Source organism: Streptomyces sp. NBC_01465 (assembly GCF_036227325.1).
Classification (GTDB): domain Bacteria; phylum Actinomycetota; class Actinomycetes; order Streptomycetales; family Streptomycetaceae; genus Streptomyces.
Window position 1 is genome coordinate 5,974,236 of record NZ_CP109467.1, and the last position, 23,107, is coordinate 5,997,342.

The window sequence follows — 23,107 nt, forward strand, 5'->3', positions numbered from 1 at the left end:
TTGTCTGCCGGGTGGTGCAGAGGGACGTGCCTGGTGGCGTGCCACGGGGCACCTCGCTCACACAACCAGTGTGCGGGGTGCCCCGTGGATTCGTACTGGAACGCCAGGTGAAAGCGTACGGAACTACTTCAGGCCGGGGTAAAGCGGGTGCTTGTCGGCCAGGGCCTTGACCCGTCCCGCCAGGGCGTCCTTGTCGAACGACGGCTTCAGGGTCTCGGCGATGATGTCCGCGACCTCCGTGAAGTCCTCGACGTCGAAGCCGCGGGTGGCGAGCGCCGGCGTACCGATGCGCAGACCCGAGGTGGTCATCGGGGGGCGGGGGTCGTTCGGGACCGCGTTGCGGTTGACCGTGATGCCGACCTCGTGGAGACGGTCCTCGGCCTGCTGGCCGTCGAGCTCGGAGTTGCGCAGGTCCACCAGGACCAGGTGCACGTCCGTGCCGCCGGACAGGACCGAGACACCGTGCTCGGTGACGTCGGCCGCGACCAGGCGCTCGGCCAGGATGCGGGCGCCGTCCAGGGTGCGCTGCTGGCGCTCCTTGAACTCCTCGGTCGCCGCGACCTTGAAGGAGACCGCCTTGGCCGCGATCACGTGCTCCAGCGGGCCGCCCTGGAAACCGGGGAAGACCGCGGAGTTCAGCTTCTTCGCGAAGTCCTTGTTGCGGGCCAGGATGATGCCGCCGCGCGGACCGCCGAGGGTCTTGTGCGTGGTGGAGGTGACGACGTCGGCGTACGGGACCGGGTTCGGGTGCAGACCCGCGGCCACCAGACCGGCGAAGTGCGCCATGTCGACCCACAGCAGGGCGCCGACCTCGTCCGCGATCCGGCGGAACTCGGCGAAGTCCAGCTGGCGCGGGTACGCCGACCAGCCCGCGATGATCACCTTGGGGCTGTTCTCCTTGGCGAGGCGCTCGACCTCGGCCATGTCGACCAGGCCGCCCTCGTCCACGTGGTACGCGACCACGTTGAACTGCTTGCCGGAGAAGTTGAGGCGCATGCCGTGCGTCAGGTGACCGCCGTGCGCCAGGTCCAGGCCCAGGATCGTGTCGCCGGGCTGGGCGATGGCGAAGAGCGCGGCCTGGTTGGCGGAGGCGCCCGAGTGCGGCTGGACGTTGGCGTACTCGGCGCCGAAGAGGTCCTTCACACGGTCGATGGCGATCTGCTCGGCCACGTCGACGTGCTCGCAGCCGCCGTAGTAGCGGCGGCCCGGGTAGCCCTCGGCGTACTTGTTGGTGAGGACGGAGCCCTGGGCCTCCATGACGGCCACCGGAGCGAAGTTCTCCGAGGCGATCATCTCCAGCGTGGACTGCTGGCGGTTCAGCTCGGCGTCGACGGCGGCGGCGACGTCCGGGTCGAGCTCGTGGAGGGAGGAGTTCATAAGCGACATGAAGGATTCAGTCCCTAAGACCTAGTTGCCGGCGGTGAGTGCGTCGTACTCGTCGGCGGAGAGCAGGTCGTCCGGCTCGCCCGTGACACGTACCTTGAACAGCCAACCGCCCTCGAACGGGGCGGAGTTCACCAGCGACGGGTCGTCGACGACGTCCTGGTTCGACTCGGTGACCTCGCCGGTCACCGGGGCGTACAGGTCGCTGACCGACTTGGTCGACTCCAGCTCGCCGCAGGTCTCGCCCGCGGTCACCGTGTCACCGACCTCGGGGAGCTGGGCGTAGACGACGTCACCGAGCGCGTTGGCCGCGAACTCCGTGATGCCGACCGTCGCGACGCCGTCCTCGGCGACCGCGAGCCACTCGTGCTCCTTGCTGTACCGCAGCTGCTGGGGGTTGCTCATGACCTGATTCTCCTGGATGCGGGGGAGTGCTGATGAACGGTGGTCTTACGGACTGGAATGGTCTGGGTCACTTCTGGCGCTTGTAGAACGGCAGGGCGACGACCTCGTACGGCTCATGCGTACCGCGGATGTCCACGCCCACGCCCGTCGTGCCCGGCTCGGCGTGTGCCGCGTCCACGTACGCGATCGCGATCGGCTTGCCCAGCGTGGGCGAGGGGGCGCCGGAGGTGACCTCGCCGATGACCTGGCCGTCCGCGACCACGGAGAAGCCGGCGCGCGGGACGCGGCGGCCCTCGGCGATCAGGCCGACCAGCTTGCGCGGCGGGTTGGTCGCGGCGCGCTCGGCGGCGGCCTCCAGGGACGTACGACCGACGAAGTCGCACTCCTTCTCGAACTTGACGACCCGGCCGAGACCCGCGTCGAACGGGGTCAGCGCGGTGGTCAGCTCGTGTCCGTACAGTGGCATGCCCGCTTCGAGGCGGAGGGTGTCGCGGCAGGAGAGCCCGGCCGGGACCAGACCGACGTCCTTGCCGGCCTCGGTCAGCGCCTGCCAGAGCTGCTCGGCGTCGGCGGGGGCCACGAAGAGCTCGAAGCCGTCCTCGCCGGTGTAGCCGGTGCGGGCGATGAGCGCGGGGACACCGGCGACCGTGCCGGGCAGGCCCGCGTAGTACTTCAGCCCGTCGAGGTCGGCGTCCGTGACGGACTTCAGGATGCCGGGGGACTCGGGGCCCTGGACGGCGATGAGGGCGTAGGCGTCACGGTCGTCCCGTACGACGGCGTCGAAGCCCGCGGCCCGCTCGGTGATCGCGTCGAGGACGATCTGCGCGTTGCCCGCGTTGGCGACGACCATGTACTCGGTCCCGCCCAGGCGGTAGACGATCAGGTCGTCCAGGATCCCGCCGTCCTCCTGGCAGATCATGGTGTAGCGGGCGCGGCCGAGGCCGACGGTCCCGATGTTGCCGACCAGCGCGTAGTTCAGAAGGTCCACGGCCTGCGGTCCCGTGACCGTGATCTCGCCCATGTGCGACAGGTCGAAGAGCCCGGCGCGCGTACGCACCGCGTTGTGCTCGTCGCGCTCGCTGGCGTACCGCAGGGGCATGTCCCAGCCCGCGAAGTCGGTCATGGTCGCTCCGAGGCTGCGGTGCAGGGCGTCGAGGGCGGTGAGGCGGGGGGTGGTGCTCATCGTTAAGGCTCCCAGGGCATGGCTGGCGAGGACGATTCCTCCCCATCTGTCATCGGAACCTGAGAGGTTCGCCGCGAGCCCGGACTTCCGGACACCCGGCTTGCACCTTGGGTGGAGCCGCCGCACAAGGGCGGCTCGCTTTTCAGATCTGCCTCGTCGCGCGCGGTACGGGGCCTGAGAGATTACAAGGGAGGGACTTGCTCCTTCGGCGCCCCGGTCGGCTGGACCGGGGACTCTCCCGCGCGGATTCGAACGGCCTGTATGGAGTTGGCGCGGACATCATCGCACGGCCGCGAGGGGCGCCACATCGCATGTGTCGCATTACTGTTTCTTTACTCTTCTGCGGGGCAGGGGGAGGGGACGCGGAAACGTGACAGGGGGAGTGGCCATGACGGTGTACGGACAGGGCTTGTACGAGGTGGGGGCGGGAGCCGTGCCCGCCCCGCGCGGAGCCCCCGCCGAGGAGGCGCTCGTCCGCCGCCCGCGCGGTCTGGAGTTCACCGAGGGGGACCTGGTCGTCGTCTCCGGACTGCCCGGCAGCGGGAAGTCGACACTGATCCGCCGCACGGTGCGGGCCGCCCGCCGGATCGACTCGCAGGACGTACGGGAACGCTGGGAGCGCCGGATGCCGGGCTTCCTCGCGTACGCGGGCTACCGCCCCCTCGTGCGCGCCGCCCACTACGGCGGGCTGTGGCGGGCGCTGCGCTCGGGCCGGAGCGTCGTCGTCCACGACTGCGGGACACAGCGCTGGGTGCGGAGGTGGCTGGCCCGCACGGCCCGGCGACGAGGGCGCGCCCTGCATCTGCTGCTGCTCGACGTCCCGCCGGAGGTGGCCCTGTCCGGGCAGGCGGAGCGGGGGCGCACGGTCTCCGCGTACGCCTTCGGACGGCACCGCAAGGCGGTGGACCGGCTCCTCGCGGAGGCCGAGGCGGGGAGACTGCCGGCCGGCTGCGGGTCGGCGGTGCTGCTCGACCGGGAGGCGGCGGGGGAACTGGAGGAGATCAGCTTCGGCGGTCCCGGGGGCTGAGCGCCCCCGGGACCGGCCGGGTCACCAGAGCTTCGGGAAGCCGGGGATCGCGGTCGAGGGGATGGGCAGGCCGGGGATTGCAGCGGCCGGGGCGGCCGGGACAGAGGGCAGCCACGGGACGGAGGGCAGCGCGGGCAGGCCGGGGACGGCCGGGAGCTTCGGCAGCTCGGGGAGCTTGGGGAGCATGCCCGTGACATCCGGGACCTTGGGCAGCTCGGGCAGACCGAGAAGCTTCGGCAGCAGCTTGTCCCAGGAGAGCAGGTCGCCGAGCTGCTTGAGGACGGCCTCGATGTTGACGCCGAGCAGCACGTTGACCGCTTGCGAGGAGACCTCGAGGAGCGCGGAGGTGGCGACCTTCCAGTCGCCCTTGTCCGTGGCGTTCAGGAGCGCTTCGACCGAGGCCTTCAGCAGGTCCTTCGCATGGGCCAGGGTCGGCGAGGGCGTGGGGGGAACCTTGGTGGGTTTGACCGCCTCCGCAGCCGTGTCGGCCGCCGCAGGGTCGGGGGTCGGCGGCTCCGGGTCGGCCAGGACGCGGTCCAGCGCGGTCCGTACGGTGGCGCGGTCCTGTGCGTCGGCGGTACCGGCGGTGGTGCGCGAGGTCAGCTCGTTGACGGCGGCGTAGAGCGCACGCACGTCCTGGTACGTCCGCAGGGCGGCGACCGAGTCGGCACCGACGGCGGGAGCCGTCCGGCTGACGGGGGCGGCGGCGAGCGCGGGCGTGACCGCACCGGTGATCAGCACGGCGCCGAGCGACGAGGCGGTGACCACCGCGGCGGTGAGTCGGTTGACCCTCATATTCGGGGAGTCCTTTCGTACGCGGAAAACATCAGAGCCCCGGAACCGCCGGGACAGCGGGAGCTTCGGGAACGGCAGGCACGGCGGGGAGCGCGGGGGAGGCCGGGAGGCCCGGGACCGTGGGGACTCCGGGGACGGCCGGGAGGCCCGGGATCGCCGCGGGCGCCGCCGGGAGTGCGGGCAGACCGGGGATCGCCGGTACGGCCGGGACCGCGGGGAGGCCCGGGAGCGTCGGCAGGCCGGGGAGTTTCGGGAGGGAGTCCAGGAACTTCTGCCAGCCCGCCGCGCTCAGCAGATCGTTCGACAGCTTCGGGATCGCCTGCAGCGCGGTCGAGACCCGCAGCCAGTCCCCGCCCGCCGCGGCCTTGATCAGCGCGTCGACCTCGTCCCTCAGCGCGGTTTCCGCCACGCTCGCCGGGCCGGTGTCCTTCTTCGCGGGCGCACTGTCGGGGTCCGGACCCAGGACGACGTCGACCTTGGCGTTCACCTCCGCCAGCGCGTCCTCGTCGATCGTGCCCGAGGCGGACTTCTCCATCAGCTCGTCGATGGCGTCCAGCAGCGGCCCGATGTCCGCGGGGCGGGCGGGCGCCTGTGCCGTACGCACCGAAGGGGCGGCCGCGGCCGCCGGGGCAGCCACCGCACCGCCGAAGGCCAGCGCACCGCACAGGGAGGCGGCGAGAGTGAGGGCGACGGGCGTGTGCGGGGCCATGAAGGGGTCCTTCCGGAAGGGCTGCGCGGCGGCGCCTGTATCTGCCACCCTCAGATCGACAGCCACGCTCCGCAACCAGTCGGATGCGCTCCGTGTCCATATGGGTGGAGGCTCGGCCGGCCGGGTGGCGGCGGAGTTAATCTCGGGCGCACACAGCGCACAGCACTCGCAGAAGGAGAGGGATCCGTCGGTGGACATGGGATGGCCGGGCAACGAGCTCGAAGAGGTGCTGGGCGCCTCGGTCGGCAATCCGGCGGCCGGCGGACGGCTGATCGAGGTCCTGGGACGCAGCCCGGTCTGGATTCCGCTGCCCAACGGCGGCAGCCACGAGAGCCGCTCCCTGGACCTGCCGACGCTGGAGATCGAGGGGGCGCCGTACGTCCCGGTCTACAGCTCGGAGGCGCAGTACCTCGACTGCGTCGGTACCCATCTCTCCTTCACGATCGCGCCCTCCGTCGAGTTCGCCCGCGGACTGCCCCCGCAGCTGGGCGTCGTGGTGAATCCGGGCGGCGCGGTCACCCTGCCCCTGCCGCCGCTCGCCGTGGCCGAGCTCTGCCGGGCGGGCCGTACGCCGCTGGACGGTCCCTCCAGCGGCGGTCGCGTCCGCCTCTTCGAGCCGGACTGGCAGGAGGAGCCGGTCGACTTCCTCGCCGCCGCGGCGGCGGAGTTCGACCAGACCGGGGTGGTGCGCACCGCGCGCAGGGCGCTCGCGTCCATCGAGGGCGGCGACCCCGTCCTGTTCATCGGTGTCGAGTTCTCGTCCTGGGACGGCGCGGGCCGCGGCGCGCCCATGGACGCACTGGGCCGGGCGCTCGGCCGGTCCGAACCGGCGTGGCCGGTCAATCTGGTCCTGCTGGACGTGGCACAGGATCCGGTGGGCGACTGGATGCTGGAGAAGGTCAGGCCGTTTTATGTCAGGGACGCCGCCTAAGCTGGTTGGATGACCGCGGGCCGGTGAGCTGGTGGCCGGAAACGGGTGGACGGCAAGAAGACGAGGGGCGGGACCCAAGTGAGTGCGTCGGGCACGGCGGCGGCCGGACAGGTCGAGCACATGCTGCGCCAGGTGACCCCCGGGCGCTATGACGCGTACGAGGCCCTGCTGCACGCGCTCGCCGAGAGCCGGGTCTGGATGCTGCTCTGGCACGGCCAGGCGGGGGCGCCCGACGCGCAGTACGGGAACATGGAGGTCGAGGGGCTCGGCTACGCGCCCTGTGTGACCTCCGCCCAGGAGCTCTCCGCGAGCGGCTGGAACCGTGCGTACGAGGCGGTCGGCGGCCGCGACATCGCCCGCGCCCTCTTCCCCGACCGCTGGGGCATCTGGCTGAACCCGCACGCCCCCGGCGGCGGCGTCGGCATCCCCTGGACCGATCTGCGCCGGATCGCCACCGGTCTCGACCGGATGCCGGCCGGACCGCTGCGGATCTCCGAACCCGCCCTGGACATTCCGCAGTTCTACGCCCTTCTCGCCCAGAACGCCCACCGCACCTCCGCGGTCCGCGCCCTGCGCCGCGCCTGGGTGCAGCCCTCGCTCGGTGCCGCGTACCTGGCGATCGGTCTCGATCTCTATGACACGAGTCAGCAGTCCGTCGACGCCGTGCGCGCGATGATGCAGCAGTCCGTCGCGGCCGTCCCCGACGGACTGCCCGTTTCGACCGTCGCACTGTCCGACGAGTACGACCCGGTCGGCATGTGGCTGCGCGCCAACTCCCGTCCGTTCTACGACCGCGAGGCGCACGCGGCGCCCGTCGCGGCCCCCGGTTACGGCTACCCGCCGGTCCACGGCCAGTAGGTCAATTCGCCAGCTGTTGGCCTCTGTTGGGGCACACGTCCGTTCTGGGCGAAGTGTGCTGACTTGGTTCGCTGGGCCGGTCGCGACGTCCGGATAACGGAACGCTTCTGGCCGCATCACGGTTGCGCAAACATTCCCCGTCAGGTCTGGCGGGTGATCGCCGGTGCGTTGAAGACTCCCCGCTAACGCTTGGCGTCGTTCAGTTGAGCGACGTTCGCGTCACACGCCACAGGGGCAATTCTCTTCACGCCGGCAAGGCAAGCACCACTTGATGCACGACAGTCGCCACAGCGACGGGTACGGGCCGGTCACCACCGGCCGGGAGGGGTCAGAGGCACTGTGACCGCACCGATCGAGACCACCGGTTCGGCTGCCAACGCGCAGCCGGAGGCAGTACTCACGGGAGTCAAACAGAGCCAGATCGAGGGACGTTCGCTCAGTCGGATCGCCTGGACGCGCTTCAAGCGCGACAAGATGGCGGTGGCCGGCGGCGTTGTCGTGATCCTGCTCGTCCTGCTCGCGGCTCTGTCCAAGCCGATTCAGTGGATCTTCGGTCTGGATCCCAACAAGTTCCACCAGGATCTGGTCGACCCGGCTCTCCTCGCACCCAAGGGTGACTGGGGCGGGATGAGTTGGGCCCATCCGCTGGGAGTCGACCCGCAGTACGGGCGCGACATCATGACCCGCATCATCGAGGGGTCCTGGGTCTCGCTGCTGGTCGCGGGCGGCGCCACGCTGCTCGCCGTCGTCATCGGAGTGTTCTTCGGTGTCGTCTCCGGCTACTACGGCGGCTGGGTCGACTCCATCATCAGCCGGACCATGGACACGTTCCTGGCTTTCCCGCTCCTCCTCTTTGCGATTTCGATTGCTGCCACCCTGCAGGACGGCGCGTTCGGTCTGACCGGACTGCCGCTCCGGATCAGCGTGTTGATCTTTGTCATCGGGTTCTTCAGCTGGCCCTACATGGGCAGGATCGTGCGGGCGCAGACGCTCACGCTGCGGAATCGTGAGTTCGTCGAAGCGGCCAAGAGCCTCGGCGCGCGCGGCCCGTTCATTCTCTTCCGCGAACTGCTGCCGAACCTGGTGGCACCCATTCTCGTCTACTCGACGCTGATGATTCCGACCAACATCATTTTCGAGGCGGGCCTCAGCTATCTCGGCGTCGGTATCGCGCCGCCGCAGGCTTCCTGGGGACAGATGCTCAGCAACGCGAGCGACATCTACACGGCGGATCCGCAGTACATGATCGTGCCGGGCCTGGCCATTTTCATCACGGTCCTGGCGTTCAACCTGCTGGGCGACGGGTTGCGCGATGCGCTCGACCCCCGCAGCAAGTAACCATCTCTAGAGGGGGCTTTCCTCAGGTGAAGACAAGAAAAGTGACAGCTGTGCTCGGCGCAGTTGTGGCGCTCGCGCTGGGGGCATCCGCGTGCAGCAGCTCCGACAACGACAAGGGCGGCGGCGGCAGCAAGGGTGGCACGTCCGCTGCTGACGCTGCGCTGACCTCGATCGTGAACACGAGCGACAAGAAGGGCGGCACGCTCTCCCTGGCGTTGTCCGACGAGCCCGACTCGCTCGACCCGGGCAACAACTACTACGGCTGGGTGCAGAACTTCTCCCGCCTGTACGCCCGTTCGCTCACCTCGTTCAAGCCCGCTGCGGGCAAGGACGGCCTCACGGTGGTTCCTGACCTGGCCGAGGGTCTGGGCACGCCCAGCGACGGTGCCAAGACGTGGACGTACCACCTGCGCAAGGGCCTCAAGTTCGACGACGGCACTCCGATCACCTCGAAGGACGTCAAGTACGCCGTCGAGCGTTCGAACTTCGCCCCCGAGGCGCTGTCCAACGGTCCGACGTACTTCAAGGCGCACCTCATCGGTGGCGACAAGTACAAGGGTCCGTACAAGGACAAGAGCCCCGGCGGTCTCGCGTCCATCGAGACGCCGGACGACACCACGATCGTCTTCAAGCTGAAGGACGCCTTCGCGGACTTCGACTACCTGGCGACGTTCAACCAGACCGCGCCGGTGCCCGCCGCCAAGGACAAGGGTGCCGACTACGTCAAGAACATCGTCTCCTCGGGCCCGTACAAGTTCCAGTCGTACGAGGAGGGCAAGGGCGCGACCCTCGTCCGCAACCCGAACTGGGACCCGAAGACGGACCCGATCCGCAAGGCCCTTCCGGAGAAGGTCACCATCCGGTTCAAGGTCAAGCAGGAGACGATCGACAACGACCTGATCGCCGACAACCTGACCACCGACGCCTCGGGCACCGGTGTGGCGCCGGCGACCCAGCCGAAGGTGCTGACGACCCCGAAGCTGAAGAAGGCGACCGACAACTCGTTCGCGGGGGCCACTTCGTACATCGGTCTCAACCTGAACGTCGCGCCCTTCGACAACATCCACTGCCGCAAGGCCGTGCAGTGGGGCATCGACAAGGCGTCGATCCAGGCAGCCCAGGGCGGTGACCCGAAGGGTGCCGTCGCCTCGACGCTGCTCCCGCCGACCGTCAGTGGTTACAGCAAGTTCGACCTGTACGCGACCCCCGGCAGCAAGGGCGACGCCGCCAAGGCGAAGGCCGAGCTGAAGGAGTGCGGCCAGCCGAACGGCTTCACCACCAACATCTCGGCCCGTTCCGACCGTCCCGCCGAGATGGCGATGGTCACCGCGGTCCAGGCGTCGCTGAAGACGATCGGCATCACCGCGAACATCAAGACGTTCCCGGGCGGCAAGTACTTCCAGAACTTCGCCGGTAACCCGAGCTACGTCCACTCGCACAAGCTCGGCATGATCATGACCGCGTGGGGCGCCGACTGGCCGACCGGCTTCGGCTTCCTGGACCAGATCATCAACGGTTCGGCCATCAAGCCGTCCGGTGGCAACAACGTCCAGGAACTGAACGACCCGGCGATCAACAAGGCGCTCAACGAGGCCATCGCCAACACCGACACCGCCGCGCGCACCAAGGCGTGGGGCGACATCGACAAGATGGTCGCCGAGAACGCCTCGGCCGTTCCGCTGATCTACCGCAAGAACCTGCTTCTGCGGTCGGCCTCCGCGACGAACGTCACCATCACGCAGGCCTACCTCGGCATGTACGACTACACGCTGATGGGCTCCACCAAGTAAGTCCGGGCCCGGCCCCCGCTTAGTTCGAAAGGCAGGTGAAGGCATCGGTGTCCGCCGGGACGGGCGCTCCCCACAAGGGAGTTGCCCGCCCGGCGGCGCCGGCGCCGGAATGCTGTGGCTGCGTACATCATCCGACGCGTCTTCGGCGCGGTGCTTCTGCTGCTGATCGTGAGCGCAGTCACCTTCGCGATCTTCTTCCTGGTTCCCCGGCTCGCCGGGCAGACGATGGACTCCCTGGCCGCCCAGTACGTGGGCAAGGACGCCAACAAGGAATCCATCGCCGCGGTGAAGGAGAACCTGGGCTTCAACCATCCGCTGTACGTCCAGTACTGGCACTTCGTCAAGCAGATCTTCGTCGGCGCCGACTACAAGTTCGGCCCCGACGCCTCGCACTGCTCGGTGCCGTGCTTCGGCTACTCCTTCAAGAGCCACGTCGAGGTCTGGCCCGCGATCTCCTCGCGCATCCCCGTGACCTTCTCGCTGGCGATCGGTGCAGCCGTGATCTGGCTGGTCTCCGGTGTCGCGACCGGCGTGCTCTCCGCACTCCGCAAGGGCTCGCTCCTCGACCGCCTCTTCATGGGTGTCGCCCTCGCCGGCGTCTCCCTCCCGATCTTCTTCACCGGCATGCTGGCGCTGGGCGTCTTCACCGTCCAGTGGCCCATCTGGGAATCCATCCAGTACGTCCCCTTCGCCGACAACCCCGGTGAATGGGCCTGGAACCTGCTGATCCCCTGGTGCTCGCTGGCCTTCCTGTACTCCGCGCTCTATGCCCGGCTCACCCGGGCCGGGATGCTGGAGACCATGGGGGAGGACTACATCCGCACCGCCCGCGCCAAGGGCCTGCGGGAGAGCAAGGTCATCGCGAAGCACGGTCTGCGGGCCGCGCTGACCCCGATCGTCACCATCTTCGGCATGGACTTCGGTCTGCTGATCGGCGGTGCGGTCATCACCGAGACGGTCTTCTCCTTCCCGGGTCTCGGCCAGTACGCCATCCAGGGCGTGCAGCAGAACGATCTGCCGATCGTCATGGGCGTGACGCTGATCGCCGCATTCTTCATTGTCATCTGCAACTTGCTGGTGGACCTGGTGTACGCCGCCATCGACCCCAGGGTGAGGTACTCGTGAGCGAGGTTTCCAAGGACACGGCGGCCGCATCGCCGGCTGCATCCGCGGCGCTGGGCGAGCCCGTGCACGCCCAGCGCGGTGGCACCGAGGATGCCTTTCTCTCCGTACGGGATCTGCGCATCCACTTCAGCACCGACGACGGCCTGGTCAAGTCCGTCGACGGCGTCAGCTTCGACGTCAAGGCCGGTGAAACCCTCGGCATCGTGGGCGAGTCCGGTTCCGGAAAGTCGGTCACCTCGCTGGGGGTGATGGGCCTGCACCGTACGGCGCACGCCCAGATCTCCGGTGAAGTCTGGCTGGACGGCGAGGAGTTGATCGGGGCCGACCCCGAACACGTACGGCGGCTGCGTGGCCAGAAGATGGCCATGATCTTCCAGGACCCGCTCTCGGCGATGCACCCGTACTTCTCGGTGGGCGCCCAGATCATCGAGGCCTACCGGGTGCACCACAAGGTCACCAAGAAGGTCGCCCGGGCCCGGGCCGTCGAGATGCTCGACCGTGTGGGCATCCCCGAGCCGAACAAGCGCGTCAACGCGTATCCGCACGAGTTCTCCGGCGGTATGCGTCAGCGCGCGATGATCGCGATGGCGCTGGTCAACAACCCCAAGCTGCTGATCGCCGACGAGCCGACGACCGCCCTGGACGTGACCGTCCAGGCGCAGATCCTCGACCTGATCCGGGATCTGCAGAAGGAGTTCGGCTCCGCGGTCATCATGATCACGCACGACCTCGGGGTCGTCGCCGAGATGGCCGACAACCTCCTGGTGATGTACGGCGGCCGGTGCATCGAGCGCGGAAGCGCCGAGCAGGTCTTCTACGAGCCCCGGCACCCCTACACCTGGGGGCTGCTGACATCGATGCCGCGCATCGACAAGGAGGAGACCGACCGGCTCATCCCGGTCAAGGGCTCCCCGCCCAGCCTCATCAACATCCCGAGCGGCTGCGCCTTCAACCCGCGCTGCCCGTACGCGGACGTTCCCAAGGGCGGCATCACCCGCACCACGCGCCCGGAGCTGCAACTGGTCGGCGACGGTCACTTCTCGGCCTGTCACATGTCGCAGGAGGAGCGGACCCGGATCTGGACCGAAGAGATTGCGCCGAAGCTATGAGCGAGAAGGCCGTGAGCAACAAAGACACCGCCGGCACGGCGATCCCGGAACAGGCGAGCTCCTCGCCCGAGCCGCTGCTCAGAGTCGACAACCTGGTCAAGCACTTCCCGATCAAGAAGGGGCTGCTCGGCCGGCAGACCAGCGCGGTCAGGGCGGTCGACGGCATCTCCTTCGACGTGCGCCCGGGGGAGACCCTGGGTGTGGTGGGGGAGTCGGGCTGCGGCAAGTCGACGATGGGCCGGCTGATCACGCGGCTGATCGAACCGACCGGCGGCAAGGTCGAGTTCGAGGGCCGGGACATCACGCACATCTCCATGGGGCAGATGCGCCCGATGCGCCGTGACGTCCAGATGATCTTCCAGGACCCGTACTCCTCGCTGAACCCCCGGCACACCATCGGCACGATCGTCTCGGCGCCGTTCCGGCTGCAGGGCGTCGAGCCCGAGGGCGGGGTCAAGAAGGAGGTCCAGAGCCTCCTGGAACTGGTGGGCCTGAGCCCCGAGCACTACAACCGCTATCCGCACGAGTTCTCCGGCGGCCAGCGCCAGCGCATCGGCATCGCCCGTGCGCTCGCGCTCAAGCCGAAGCTGGTCGTCGCCGACGAGCCGGTCTCCGCGCTCGACGTGTCGATCCAGGCCCAGGTGGTCAACCTGCTGGACGACCTCCAGGACGAGCTCGGGCTGACGTACGTGATCATCGCGCACGACCTCTCGGTCATCCGCCATGTCTCGGACCGCATCGCGGTGATGTACCTCGGCAAGATCGTCGAGCTGGCGGACCGCAAGACGCTCTACGCGGCGCCGATGCACCCGTACACCAAGGCGCTCATGTCGGCCGTGCCGGTGCCCGATCCGCGCCGTCGCGGGGTCAAGAGCGAGCGCATCCTGCTCAAGGGTGACGTTCCCTCGCCGATCTCGCCGCCGAGCGGCTGCCGCTTCCACACGCGGTGCTGGAAGGCGACCGAGGTCTGCAAGACCAAGGAGCCGGAGCTGATCGCGCTCAAGCCGGGCCAGCAGGTCGCCTGTCACCACCCGGAGAACGCTCCGGACCAGGTGCCGGGGGAGTCGGTGCTGGCGGAGGCCCGGGAGTCGATCGAGCTCGCGATGCCCGCGGTGAAGGCGGAGGCCGAGGCAGAAGCGGAGGCCGCCGCGGAGGCCGACGTACCGGAGGACGGGCCTCAGGAGTCAACCGAGCAGTAGGACATGACGAGTTGGCAAAGTCATGTCCATGGCTAAGCGGGAGAGTGCAGAGTCCTGCCTGTCGTACCAAGGATGCAGCCGTACTTACGGCGCACGTACGAAGGGCAGACTCATGGCACTCTCCCGTTCGGCACGTCTGGCGGCCATCGCCACCGCGACAGCTTCCTTCTGTCTGATCGCCGCCGCTCCCGCGCCCTCACCCGGGTCCGCCGGAATCGGTGACCCGTACTTCCCCGAGCTGGGCAACGGCGGTTTCGACGCGCTGCACTACGACCTGAACGTCGCGTACAACCCGGACACGGACCGCCTCGACGGTGTCACCACGGTCACCGCCCGCGCCACCCAGAACCTCTCCTCCTTCGACCTCGACCTCCAGAAGCTGGAGGTCACCAAGGTCGAAGTGAACGGCAGACGCGCCCAGTTCACCCGTACCGGCGACGAGATACGCATCAACCCGCGCGACTCCCTGCGCAAGGGCCGCACCTTCTCCGTCGAGGTCACCTACGGAGGAGTCCCCGAGGCGCTCAACGGGCCCATCGTCTTCGGCTCCGACTACGGCTGGATGAAGACCACCGACGGAGTCTTCGTCGCCTGCGAGCCCAACGCCGCGTCCACCTGGTTCCCCTCCAGCGACCACCCGGCCGACAAGGCGACGTACGACATCCGGATCAAGGCGCCCAAGGGGCTGACCGGGGTCTCCAACGGGCGGCTGGTCTCCACGTACGACCAGGGCGGCCAGACCGTCAACCACTGGCGCGAGAACCGGCCCATGGCGACCTATCTCGCGACCGCCTCGATCGGGAAGTTCGACGTGAAGACCGGCGTGACGCCCGGCGGCACCCCGATCTACGTGGCGATCGACCCGGTGCTCGCCAACAGCAACAGCGTCGACGTGTACGGCGTGACCGCCGAGGCCACCGACTACTGGTCGAAGCTCTTCGGCCCGTACCCCTTCGAGGAGACCGGGGCGGTCGTCGACGACATGCCCGAGGCGGGCTTCTCGCTGGAGACCCAGACCAAGCCGAGCTATTCGGCCGTACGGTCCGAGTCGACCATCGTCCACGAGCTGGCCCACCAGTGGTTCGGCGACTCGGTCTCCGTGAAGCAGTGGAAGAACATCTGGCTCAACGAGGGCTTCGCCACGTACGCGCAGTGGCTGTGGACCGAGCACCGGGGCACCTCGACCGCGCACGACCAGATGCTGGCCGGGTACAACTCGCGCCCGGACACCTCCGCCTTCTGGCAGATCAAGGTCGCCGACCCGCAGCGCGACACGATGTTCGCCTCGGCCGTCTACCAGCGCGGCGCGATGACGCTGCAGGCGCTGCGCGAGCGGATCGGCGACAAGGCGTTCTTCGAGCTGCTGCCCGCCTGGACGTCGGCGCACCGCTACGGGAACGGCACCACCGAGGAGTTCATCGCGCTCGCCGAGAAGATCTCGCACCAGCAGCTCGACGACCTCTTCGCGAAGTGGATCTACACGACGGGCAAGCCCGCCCTGTAGGCGCTGTCGGGCTGGCCTGCGCGGTGGAGCACTCGCCTTTCGGTAAGAATGTCGGGTGCTCCACGAACTGTTCACCCCCTCCGTCCAGCACGGGCTCGACATCGTCGGGATCTTCGTCTTCGCGATCTCCGGTGCCCTGCTCGCCGTGCGCAAGAACTTCGACGTCTTCGGCATCGCGGTCTTCGCCGAGGTCACGGCGCTGGGCGGGGGGCTCTTCCGTGACATCGTCATCGGTGCGATCCCGCCGGCCGCCTTCACCGACCTCGGGTACTTCCTCGCCCCGCTGGTGGCGGCCGGGTTCGTCTTCTTCCTGCACCCCGAGGTGGAGCGCATCCAGAACGCGGTGAACGTCTTCGACGCCGCCGGGCTCGGGCTCTTCTGCGTCACGGGCACGACCAAGGCGTACGAGCACGGGCTCGGCCTCACCGCATCGGCCGCGATGGGGCTCGCGACGGCGGTCGGCGGGGGTGTGCTGCGAGACGTACTCGCCAATGAGGTGCCGTCGCTGGTGCGCTGGGACCGCGACCTGTACGCCGTGCCCGCGATCATCGGGGCCACGATGGTGGTGCTCTGCATCAGGTTCGACATGCTCAACGCTGCGACGAGCGGGCTCGCGGCCTTCACGGCGGTCGTGCTGCGGCTCCTTGCGATGCGCTACGGCTGGCGGGCGCCGAGGGCGTGGAACCGGCGCTCCCAGGCCGCCTCTACCGACGAGTAACTTTGGCGTGTACCGTGCTGTGCATGGCACAGGCATCCATCGGGGACAGCGAGTTCGACCGCGACACCGCCGTCACCCCGCGCGCACCGGGCATCTACGACGCGGAGCTCTCCGCCGGCTGGACGATCATCCACGCCGTCAACGGCGGCTACCTCCTGGCCCTGCTCGGCCGCGCACTGGGCGAAGCCCTGCCGCACTCCGACCCCCTCACGATCTCCGCGCACTACCTGACGGCGTCGGCGCCGGGACCTGCGGTGATCCGCACGGAACTGGTCCGCGGCGGCCGCACGCTCTCCACCGGGCAGGCCTCGCTCTTCCAGTACGCGGAGGATGGCACCGAGGTCGAGCGGATCCGCGTCCTCGCCTCGTACGGCGACCTGGACGCACTCCCCGACGACGTACGCACGACGGCCAAGCCCCCGGCGATCCCGCCGATGGAACACTGCTTCGGCCCCGAGGACGGTCCGGCCCCCATCCCCGGCTCCTCGGCGATCACCGACCGCCTGCGGCTGAAGCTGGACCCGGCGACGTGCGGCTGGGCGGTCGGAGCCCCGTCGGGCAAGGGCGAGATGCGGGCCTGGTTCGGCCTCGCGGACGGCCGCGACGCGGACCCGCTGTCCCTGCTCCTTGCGGTGGACGCGCTGCCGCCGACGGCGTTCGAGATGGGCCTCAAGGGCTGGGTTCCCACGGTGGAGTTGACGGTCCACGTCCGCTGCCGCCCGGCGCCAGGCCCGCTGCGGGTGTCGATCACGACGCGGAACCTGGCGGGCGGCTTCCTGGAGGAGGACACGGAGGTCTGGGACAGCGCGGACCGGCTGGTCGCACAGTCTCGGCAGCTGGCGCGGGCACCGCGAAACTCAAGCCCGTCCGGCGTTTGAGGACCGAGGTCTGGGGCGGAGCCCCGGCGGGGGTCTGCGGGGCGGCGCCCCCACCACGCGGCGGAGCCGCAAAATGTCACAGCGGGAAGGGGCGGGATCGGGGAAACCTCCGCACCCCCGGCCCGCCCTCTGCGACCCCGTCCGGGATCCTGGAGCCGTGAAGTCAGACCGGCTGCTCTCGATCCTCCTCCTGCTCCAGACCCGCGGCCTCGTCCCCGCCACCGAACTCGCCACCCGCCTCGAAGTCTCCGTCCGCACCATCTACCGCGACATCGACGCCCTCTCCGCCTCCGGCGTCCCCGTCTACGCCGAACGCGGCCGGCACGGCGGCATCGCCCTGCTGCCCGGGTTCCGTACGGACGTCACCGGCCTCACCGCCGACGAGTCCCGCGCCCTGTTCGTCCTGGCCGCCGACGGCACCCACGCCGCCCTCGGCCTCGACCAGGCCCTGGGCTCCGCCCTGCGCAAGGTCATGGCTGCCCTCCCCGAACCCCACCGGCCCGCCGCCGAGTTGACCAGCCGACGGATCCTTGTCGACCCTGTCCGCTGGATGAGCGGCCCGCGGCCCGCCGTCGACCTCAACGAGTTGCAGACCGCCGTCTTCGCCGAGCGACGCCTGCGGCTGCGCTACCGGCACGGCGGGGCGAGCGGGCCGCGCACGTACACCGTCGACCCGTACGGCCTCGTCGTGAAGGCGGGCGTCTGGTACCTGGTCGCCGACCACCGCGGCGCCCCCGCCCTCTACCGCGCCGACCGCGTGCACTCCGCCATCGAGACGGAAGCGCCGGTGCGCCGCCGCGAGGGGGTGGAACTGGCGGACGTATGGGCCGAGTTGCGGCAGCGCGTCGAGGCGCGGCCCGCCGGGTTCCGGGTGCGGGCCCGGGTGCGCGCGGGCCGGCTGGATCAGTTCGTACGGCTGCACGGTGCGCAGCTCACCGCCGAGCCCGTACGGGGCGAGGAGTGGGCGGAGGTCGAGCTCGCGCTCGAAGAGGTGCGGGCGGTACGGCAGTTGCTGGCGTACTCCGACAGCCTGGAGGTGCTGGAGCCGCCCGAGGCGCGCGCCGAGATGGCCCGCGCGGCGGCGGAGGTCGCGGCGATCTACGCGGCCCCCGGCAGCCCGGTCGGCACGGTCGCCCCCGTCAGTCCAGCCAGTGCAGACGCCCCAGGCTGACCAGCCGCAGCTGACGGCGGGCGGTGTCCCGGGCGCGCTCCTCGCCGCCGCCCTCCGCCTCCAGGAGGGCGGACGCGGCCATCACCATGTGGTCGACGTACAGCCCGGCGAGCATGAGGAGGTCCTCCTCGCTCCAGCCCTTCGACTCCGGCTGGCGGGCGAACGCGGCCGCCACCTCCTGGGCGAACAGCCGCAGTTGGGTGCCTATGGCCTCGCGGACGGGCTGGACGCCGCCGTGCCGTTCGCGGGCGATGAAGCGGACGTGCGCGGGGTGTGTCCGTACGAGATCCGCGATGAGGCCGACCGTGCGGTCGATGCGCGCCGCCGCGTCGCCCTCGTCCGCCAGGGCCGTCCCGATCGTGCCGTGCAGCGAGCCGAGCGCCTCCTCGACGAGGGCGACGCCCAGGTCGGCGGTGTCGCGGAAGTGCCGGTAGAAGGCGGTCGGCGCCACTCCGACCGCGCGCGTCACCTCGCGCAGGCCGAGGCTGCTGAGGCTCTGCTCCTCGAGGAGCGCGAGGGCCGCGTCCAGGAGGGCCTGGCGGGTCTTGAGCTTCTGTGCCTGGCGGACGCCGGTGGCCGCGCTGGAGGTGTGACTCATGCCATTCAGTAAACAACCGTTCTCCGGTGAAGGGAAGCGTAGACTCAGGAGTCAGTGAACAGTCGTACTCACAAGTGTTCACCGAAAGGTTGACGACCGATGATTGCCATCGCCGCAGTTCTCCTTCTCCTGGGGATCGTGCTGGGCGCCGTGTCCCATCTGCCCCTCCCGGTCTCCCTCGTCGCCACCGCCGTCATCGGCGGCTGGCTGCTGATCTTCGCCGTACGCGAGCGCATCACCCGGACCAAGTGAGCAGGGGAGAGGGAACCATGGAACTCACCGCTACCGCCCGCACCCGTACCGGCACCCGCGACGCCGACGGCATGGCCGTCGCCGCGTTCGTGCTCGGACTGCTCGGCCTGCTCGTGATGAACCTGATCCTCGGCCCCATCGCGATCGTGCTGGCCGCGCTCGCGCTGTGGCGCGGCACCGCGCGCCGGGGCAGGGCCCTGCTGGGACTCGGCCTCGGGGTCGCGGACCTGGTGGTCCTGGCCACGCTGGTCACCTCCGACGGCGTGCTGGCCTGGAACTTCTAGCTCCGTTCCGATTCACAGGCTCGTGACAGCGGGGGCTTATCTCCGCGTGATGGCCTCAGGCGTCATCCGACAGACCCTGAGGAGCGAACGATCCATGACGCGTGTACGCCGGGCGATCCCCGTAGCCGCACTGCTGGCCCTGACCCCGCTGCTGGCCGCGTGCGGCTCCGACTCGAGCGGCTCGTCGTCCGGCAGTGACAGCGAGAACGCGCAGAACTGCCAGCGTCCTTCGGGGATGCCGTCCGGGATGCCCTCGGGGAATCAGTCCGGCGGCTCCAAGGGCAGCAGGCCCACCGACATGCCGTCCGGAATGCCGTCGGGCGGGCCCTCCGGAATGCCCTCGGGCGGTCCCGGCGGAGGACAGGGCGGAGGCCAGGGCGGCTGCGGCGGCCCCGGCGGCGGGCAGGGCCAGAACCAGCAGGGCTGAGGCACAACCGGGGTGCGGCGGGCCCGGGGCCCCCGGGCTCGTAGAATCGTGGCCACCATGGCTTACCTCGACCACGCTGCGACCACTCCCATGCTCCCGGAGGCGGTTGAGGCAATGACAGCCCAGCTCACCGTCACCGGCAACGCCTCCTCGCTGCACGCCGCCGGACGCCGGGCGCGGCGTACCGTCGAGGAGGCCCGCGAGACCCTCGCCGACGCGCTCGGCGCGCGCCCCAGCGAGGTGGTCTTCACCGCCGGCGGCACCGAGGCCGACAACCTCGCGGTCAAGGGTCTGTACTGGGCCAGGCGCGACGCCGACCCGCACCGCACCCGCATCCTGACCAGCCCCGTCGAACACCACGCCGTCCTCGACGCCGTGCACTGGCTGGCCGAGCACGAGGGCGCGGCCGTCGAGTACCTCCCGGTCGACTCCTACGGCCGCGTCCACCCCGACGCACTCCGTACGGCCGTCGAGCGCGACCCCTCCGACGTGGCGCTGATCACCGTGATGTGGGCCAACAACGAGATCGGCACCATCATGCCGATCCGCGAACTGGCCGAAGTGGCACGGGAGTTCGAGATCCCCATGCACTCCGACGCGGTCCAGGCCTTCGGCCAGACCGAGCTGGACTTCGCCTCCTCCGGGCTCGCCGCGATGACGGTCTCGGGCCACAAGATCGGCGGCCCGTACGGCATCGGCGCGCTGCTCCTGGGCCGCGACCAGACCCCCGTCCCCGTCCTGCACGGCGGCGGCCAGGAGCGCCACGTACGCTCCGGGACGCTCGACGCCCCGGCCATCGCCGCCTTCGCGGTCGCGGGGAAGATCGCCGCCGAGCGGCGCGAGAGCTACGCCCGCGAGATCGGCGCCCTGCGCGACGAACTGATCGCGGCGGTCCGCGACGCCGTCCCCGACGCGATCCTCGGCGGCGACCCGGACGACCGCCTCCCCGCCAACGCCCACTTCACCTTCCCCGGCTGCGAGGGCGACTCCCTGCTGCTCCTCCTCGACGCGGCCGGCATCGCCTGCTCGACGGGATCGGCGTGCACGGCGGGTGTCGCCCAGCCCAGCCACGTACTCCTCGCGACGGGCACCGACCCGGACCTGGCGCGCGGCACCCTGCGCTTCACGCTCGGCCACACCTCCACCAAGGCGGACGTGGCGGCGGTCGCGGAGGCGATCGGCCCGGCGGTGGAACGGGCGCGCACGGCGGGCCTGAGCTAGGAGGGGCGTACGGCCCGCACCAGCTTCATGTACCGGTCCCAGTCCCAGTGCGGCCCGGGATCGGTGTGGTCCGTCCCCGGCACCTCCACGTGCCCGACCACGTGCTCCCGGTCCACCGGTATGTCGTACCGCCGGCAGATCTTCGCCGTGAGCCGCGCCGACGACGCGTACATCGCGTCCGTGAACGACGACTTCCGGTCCACGAACCCCTCGTGCTCGATGCCGACGCTGCGCTCGTTGTAGTCCCAGTTCCCCGCGTGGTACGCGATGTCCAGCTCGCGCACCATCTGCGCCACGTGCCCGTCCTTGCGCACGACGTAGTGCGCGGCCGCCTTGTGCGACGGGTCACGGAAGACATTGAGCGCCGAGGCGTACCCGCCCTGCACGACATGGATGACGACCCGGTCGATCGAGTAGTCGGCGGGCCGGTCCGCCCGCCGGTAGTTCGCCGACGAGGCCGCCACCCACTGGGCGCCGGGGAAGTCGACGTCGCCCAGCGTGCGCGGTTTGTCGATCCCCGGCAGCCGCCACCAGATGTGCGACAGCTCGTCCCTCGCCAGCACCGCGGCCCCGACCGCCGTGCCCAGGCCACCGAGCAGCAGTGCCCGCCGCCCGATGCGCCGATCGCCGTCCTTGCCCGTACCGCCCACACTCCCCGTACTTCCCATGTGATCGACAACGCATACTCACGAGCTTCCGGTTCCCGGGTGGCCGTACCCTGGTAGGGCTATGACTCAGACACCCCAGCGCCCCCTCCGTGTGCTCGCCGCCATGTCCGGCGGCGTGGACTCCGCCGTCGCCGCCGCCCGTGCCGCAGAAGCCGGGCACGATGTCACCGGTGTGCACCTGGCGCTCTCCGCCAACCCGCAGTCCTTCCGTACGGGAGCCCGCGGCTGTTGCACCATCGAGGACTCGCGCGACGCCCGCAGGGCGGCCGACGTCATCGGCATCCCCTTCTACGTCTGGGACCTCGCCGAGCGCTTCCGCGAGGACGTCGTCGAGGACTTCGTCGCGGAGTACGAGGCCGGGCGCACCCCCAACCCGTGTCTGCGCTGCAACGAGAAGATCAAGTTCGCGGCGCTGCTCGACAAGGCACTCGCGCTGGGCTTCGACGCGGTCTGCACCGGCCACTACGCGACGGTCGTGCTGACCGAGGACGGCTCGCGCGAGCTCCACCGGGCCTCCGACATGGCCAAGGACCAGTCGTACGTCCTCGGGGTGCTCGACGAGCGGCAGCTCGCGCACGCCATGTTCCCGCTGGGCGACACCCTCACCACCAAGGACGAGATCCGCGCCGAGGCCGAGCGCCGGGGCCTCGCGGTCGCCAAGAAGCCCGACAGCCACGACATCTGCTTCATCGCGGACGGCGACACCCAGGGCTTCCTCGCGGACCGCCTGGGCGGCAAGGCGGAGGGCGACATCCTCGACGAGTCGGGTACGAAGCTCGGCAGCCACGACGGCGCCTTCGGCTTCACGATCGGCCAGCGCAAGGGCCTGCGCATCGGCCACCCGGCACCCGACGGAAAGCCGCGCTACGTCCTCGACATCTCACCGGTGAACAACACGGTGACGGTCGGCCCCGTGGAGGCCCTGGACGTCACGGCCCTGACCGCGATCAAGCCCCGCTGGTGCGGAAACGCGCCGCAGGGCCCGGGCACGTACACCGCACAGCTCCGCGCCCACGGCGGCGAGACCGAAGTGAGCGCGGAACTGGTCGGCGACGAGCTGCGGGTGCGGTTCGACGAGGCGGTACGGGGCGTGGCGCCCGGCCAGGCGATCGTGCTCTACGACGGCACCAGGGTCGTCGGCTCGGCGACGATCGCCACGACCGAGCGGGCTGCGGCGGCGGTGGCTCAGACCACCTCGGTGTCGTAGAAGCAGAAGTGGTCCTTGATCCGGGCCACTTCGTTCTTCGGCTCCGGGTACGCCCAGACCAGGTCGGCCGCCTCCGGCAGTGACCAGTAGGACGCGTCGCCCTTGAAGGGGCAGTGGGTGTGGGTGTCGGAGGGGGTCAGGAGGTCGGTGCGTACGTCCTCCGGCGGGAGGTAGTAGCGCACCGGACAGCCCGTCTCGCGCAGGACGAGGGGGCGGGTGGACTCGGCGAGCACCTGGCCGTCCCGTACGACTCGGACGTGCTCGGTGCCCTCTTCGACGGTGATGCTGTGTCCATTCGTCATGCGTACTTCAGCGTGCGGGGGCGGC

Annotated in this window: 25 protein-coding genes and 1 riboswitch; of the genes, 17 read left to right on the forward strand and 8 right to left on the reverse strand. The window is 69.9% G+C overall.

The window, feature by feature from the left end:
- Window positions 1–123: 123 nt before the first annotated feature.
- The 3 genes from glyA to gcvT form a co-directional block, all read right to left on the reverse strand.
- The gene (glyA, locus tag OG707_RS28230; RefSeq protein ID WP_329123149.1) at window positions 124–1,386 is read right to left on the reverse strand and encodes a serine hydroxymethyltransferase; all 1,263 of its coding nucleotides are present in this window, start codon (window positions 1,384–1,386) and stop codon (window positions 124–126) included.
- A gap of 21 nt (window positions 1,387–1,407) precedes the next feature.
- The gene (gcvH, locus tag OG707_RS28235) at window positions 1,408–1,788 is read right to left on the reverse strand and encodes a glycine cleavage system protein GcvH (protein WP_329123151.1); all 381 of its coding nucleotides are present in this window, start codon (window positions 1,786–1,788) and stop codon (window positions 1,408–1,410) included.
- 67 nt (window positions 1,789–1,855) lie between these two features.
- The gene (gcvT, locus tag OG707_RS28240; protein ID WP_329123153.1) at window positions 1,856–2,971 is read right to left on the reverse strand and encodes a glycine cleavage system aminomethyltransferase GcvT; all 1,116 of its coding nucleotides are present in this window, start codon (window positions 2,969–2,971) and stop codon (window positions 1,856–1,858) included.
- 153 nt (window positions 2,972–3,124) lie between these two features.
- Window positions 3,125–3,222, reverse strand: a riboswitch (glycine riboswitch).
- Between the two features lie 137 nt (window positions 3,223–3,359).
- Here gcvT and OG707_RS28245 point away from each other — a divergent pair.
- The gene (locus OG707_RS28245; protein WP_329123155.1) at window positions 3,360–3,998 is read left to right on the forward strand and encodes an AAA family ATPase; all 639 of its coding nucleotides are present in this window, start codon (window positions 3,360–3,362) and stop codon (window positions 3,996–3,998) included.
- A gap of 21 nt (window positions 3,999–4,019) precedes the next feature.
- On the opposite strand, the gene OG707_RS28250 is transcribed toward OG707_RS28245, so the two are convergent.
- The gene (locus tag OG707_RS28250; protein ID WP_329123157.1) at window positions 4,020–4,793 is read right to left on the reverse strand and encodes a hypothetical protein; all 774 of its coding nucleotides are present in this window, start codon (window positions 4,791–4,793) and stop codon (window positions 4,020–4,022) included.
- A gap of 31 nt (window positions 4,794–4,824) precedes the next feature.
- Window positions 4,825–5,502, reverse strand: coding sequence for a hypothetical protein (locus OG707_RS28255; protein ID WP_329123159.1), 678 nt, complete (start codon window positions 5,500–5,502; stop codon window positions 4,825–4,827).
- Between the two features lie 196 nt (window positions 5,503–5,698).
- Here OG707_RS28255 and OG707_RS28260 point away from each other — a divergent pair, with 196 nt between their 5' ends.
- From OG707_RS28260 to OG707_RS28310, 11 genes are all read left to right on the forward strand, one after another.
- Window positions 5,699–6,433, forward strand: coding sequence for an enhanced serine sensitivity protein SseB (locus OG707_RS28260; protein ID WP_329128008.1), 735 nt, complete (start codon window positions 5,699–5,701; stop codon window positions 6,431–6,433).
- 78 nt (window positions 6,434–6,511) lie between these two features.
- On the forward strand, window positions 6,512–7,291 hold the full coding sequence (locus tag OG707_RS28265; RefSeq protein ID WP_329123161.1) for an enhanced serine sensitivity protein SseB C-terminal domain-containing protein: 780 nt from the start codon (window positions 6,512–6,514) through the stop codon (window positions 7,289–7,291).
- A gap of 339 nt (window positions 7,292–7,630) precedes the next feature.
- Window positions 7,631–8,629 carry an ABC transporter permease gene (locus OG707_RS28270; RefSeq protein ID WP_329123163.1) on the forward strand — a complete coding sequence of 333 codons (999 nt, stop codon included), beginning with the start codon at window positions 7,631–7,633 and terminating at the stop codon, window positions 8,627–8,629.
- Window positions 8,630–8,655: 26 nt separating this feature from the next.
- Window positions 8,656–10,419 carry an ABC transporter substrate-binding protein gene (locus OG707_RS28275; RefSeq protein WP_443071409.1) on the forward strand — a complete coding sequence of 588 codons (1,764 nt, stop codon included), beginning with the start codon at window positions 8,656–8,658 and terminating at the stop codon, window positions 10,417–10,419.
- 114 nt (window positions 10,420–10,533) lie between these two features.
- Entirely contained in the window at window positions 10,534–11,544 is a 1,011-nt protein-coding gene (locus OG707_RS28280; protein WP_329123166.1) for an ABC transporter permease, read from the forward strand.
- Window positions 11,541–12,653, forward strand: coding sequence for an ABC transporter ATP-binding protein (locus OG707_RS28285; protein ID WP_443071410.1), 1,113 nt, complete (start codon window positions 11,541–11,543; stop codon window positions 12,651–12,653). The genes OG707_RS28280 and OG707_RS28285 overlap by 4 nt, the downstream gene beginning before the upstream one ends.
- On the forward strand, window positions 12,650–13,852 hold the full coding sequence (locus OG707_RS28290; protein WP_329123168.1) for an ABC transporter ATP-binding protein: 1,203 nt from the start codon (window positions 12,650–12,652) through the stop codon (window positions 13,850–13,852). The genes OG707_RS28285 and OG707_RS28290 overlap by 4 nt, the downstream gene beginning before the upstream one ends.
- A 112-nt stretch (window positions 13,853–13,964) precedes the next feature.
- Window positions 13,965–15,356 (forward strand): M1 family metallopeptidase, encoded by a 1,392-nt coding sequence (locus OG707_RS28295; RefSeq protein WP_329123170.1) that lies wholly within the window; start codon window positions 13,965–13,967, stop codon window positions 15,354–15,356.
- Between the two features lie 55 nt (window positions 15,357–15,411).
- Window positions 15,412–16,074 carry a trimeric intracellular cation channel family protein gene (locus OG707_RS28300; protein WP_329123172.1) on the forward strand — a complete coding sequence of 221 codons (663 nt, stop codon included), beginning with the start codon at window positions 15,412–15,414 and terminating at the stop codon, window positions 16,072–16,074.
- 23 nt (window positions 16,075–16,097) lie between these two features.
- Window positions 16,098–16,952 carry a thioesterase family protein gene (locus OG707_RS28305; RefSeq protein ID WP_329123174.1) on the forward strand — a complete coding sequence of 285 codons (855 nt, stop codon included), beginning with the start codon at window positions 16,098–16,100 and terminating at the stop codon, window positions 16,950–16,952.
- Between the two features lie 157 nt (window positions 16,953–17,109).
- Entirely contained in the window at window positions 17,110–18,123 is a 1,014-nt protein-coding gene (locus OG707_RS28310) for a helix-turn-helix transcriptional regulator (protein ID WP_329123175.1), read from the forward strand.
- Here OG707_RS28310 and OG707_RS28315 read toward each other — a convergent pair.
- Window positions 18,092–18,721 carry a TetR family transcriptional regulator gene (locus tag OG707_RS28315; RefSeq protein WP_329123177.1) on the reverse strand — a complete coding sequence of 210 codons (630 nt, stop codon included), beginning with the start codon at window positions 18,719–18,721 and terminating at the stop codon, window positions 18,092–18,094. The genes OG707_RS28310 and OG707_RS28315 overlap by 32 nt on opposite strands.
- Before the next feature lie 99 nt (window positions 18,722–18,820).
- On the opposite strand from OG707_RS28315, the gene OG707_RS28320 reads away from it, so the two are divergent.
- The 4 genes from OG707_RS28320 to OG707_RS28335 all read left to right on the forward strand — a co-directional run bounded on the left by OG707_RS28320 (window position 18,821) and on the right by OG707_RS28335 (window position 20,905).
- Window positions 18,821–18,973, forward strand: a complete 153-nt coding sequence (locus OG707_RS28320; protein ID WP_329123179.1) for a hypothetical protein — start codon at window positions 18,821–18,823, stop codon at window positions 18,971–18,973.
- Window positions 18,974–18,990: 17 nt separating this feature from the next.
- Window positions 18,991–19,257 carry a DUF4190 domain-containing protein gene (locus OG707_RS28325; RefSeq protein ID WP_329123181.1) on the forward strand — a complete coding sequence of 89 codons (267 nt, stop codon included), beginning with the start codon at window positions 18,991–18,993 and terminating at the stop codon, window positions 19,255–19,257.
- A gap of 94 nt (window positions 19,258–19,351) precedes the next feature.
- Entirely contained in the window at window positions 19,352–19,684 is a 333-nt protein-coding gene (locus OG707_RS28330) for a hypothetical protein (RefSeq protein WP_329123183.1), read from the forward strand.
- Between the two features lie 57 nt (window positions 19,685–19,741).
- Complete coding sequence (locus tag OG707_RS28335; RefSeq protein WP_329123184.1) at window positions 19,742–20,905, forward strand: cysteine desulfurase family protein; 1,164 nt, start codon at window positions 19,742–19,744, stop codon at window positions 20,903–20,905.
- Here OG707_RS28335 and OG707_RS28340 read toward each other — a convergent pair.
- Complete coding sequence (locus tag OG707_RS28340) at window positions 20,902–21,573, reverse strand: N-acetylmuramoyl-L-alanine amidase (protein ID WP_329123186.1); 672 nt, start codon at window positions 21,571–21,573, stop codon at window positions 20,902–20,904. The two genes, OG707_RS28335 and OG707_RS28340, sit on opposite strands and share 4 nt — an antisense overlap.
- A gap of 61 nt (window positions 21,574–21,634) precedes the next feature.
- Here OG707_RS28340 and mnmA point away from each other — a divergent pair, with 61 nt between their 5' ends.
- Window positions 21,635–22,780 carry a tRNA 2-thiouridine(34) synthase MnmA gene (gene mnmA / locus OG707_RS28345; RefSeq protein ID WP_329123188.1) on the forward strand — a complete coding sequence of 382 codons (1,146 nt, stop codon included), beginning with the start codon at window positions 21,635–21,637 and terminating at the stop codon, window positions 22,778–22,780.
- Here the strand turns inward: mnmA and OG707_RS28350 are convergent.
- Entirely contained in the window at window positions 22,759–23,082 is a 324-nt protein-coding gene (locus OG707_RS28350; protein ID WP_329123190.1) for a DUF427 domain-containing protein, read from the reverse strand. The two genes, mnmA and OG707_RS28350, sit on opposite strands and share 22 nt — an antisense overlap.
- Window positions 23,083–23,107: the final 25 nt, after the last annotated feature.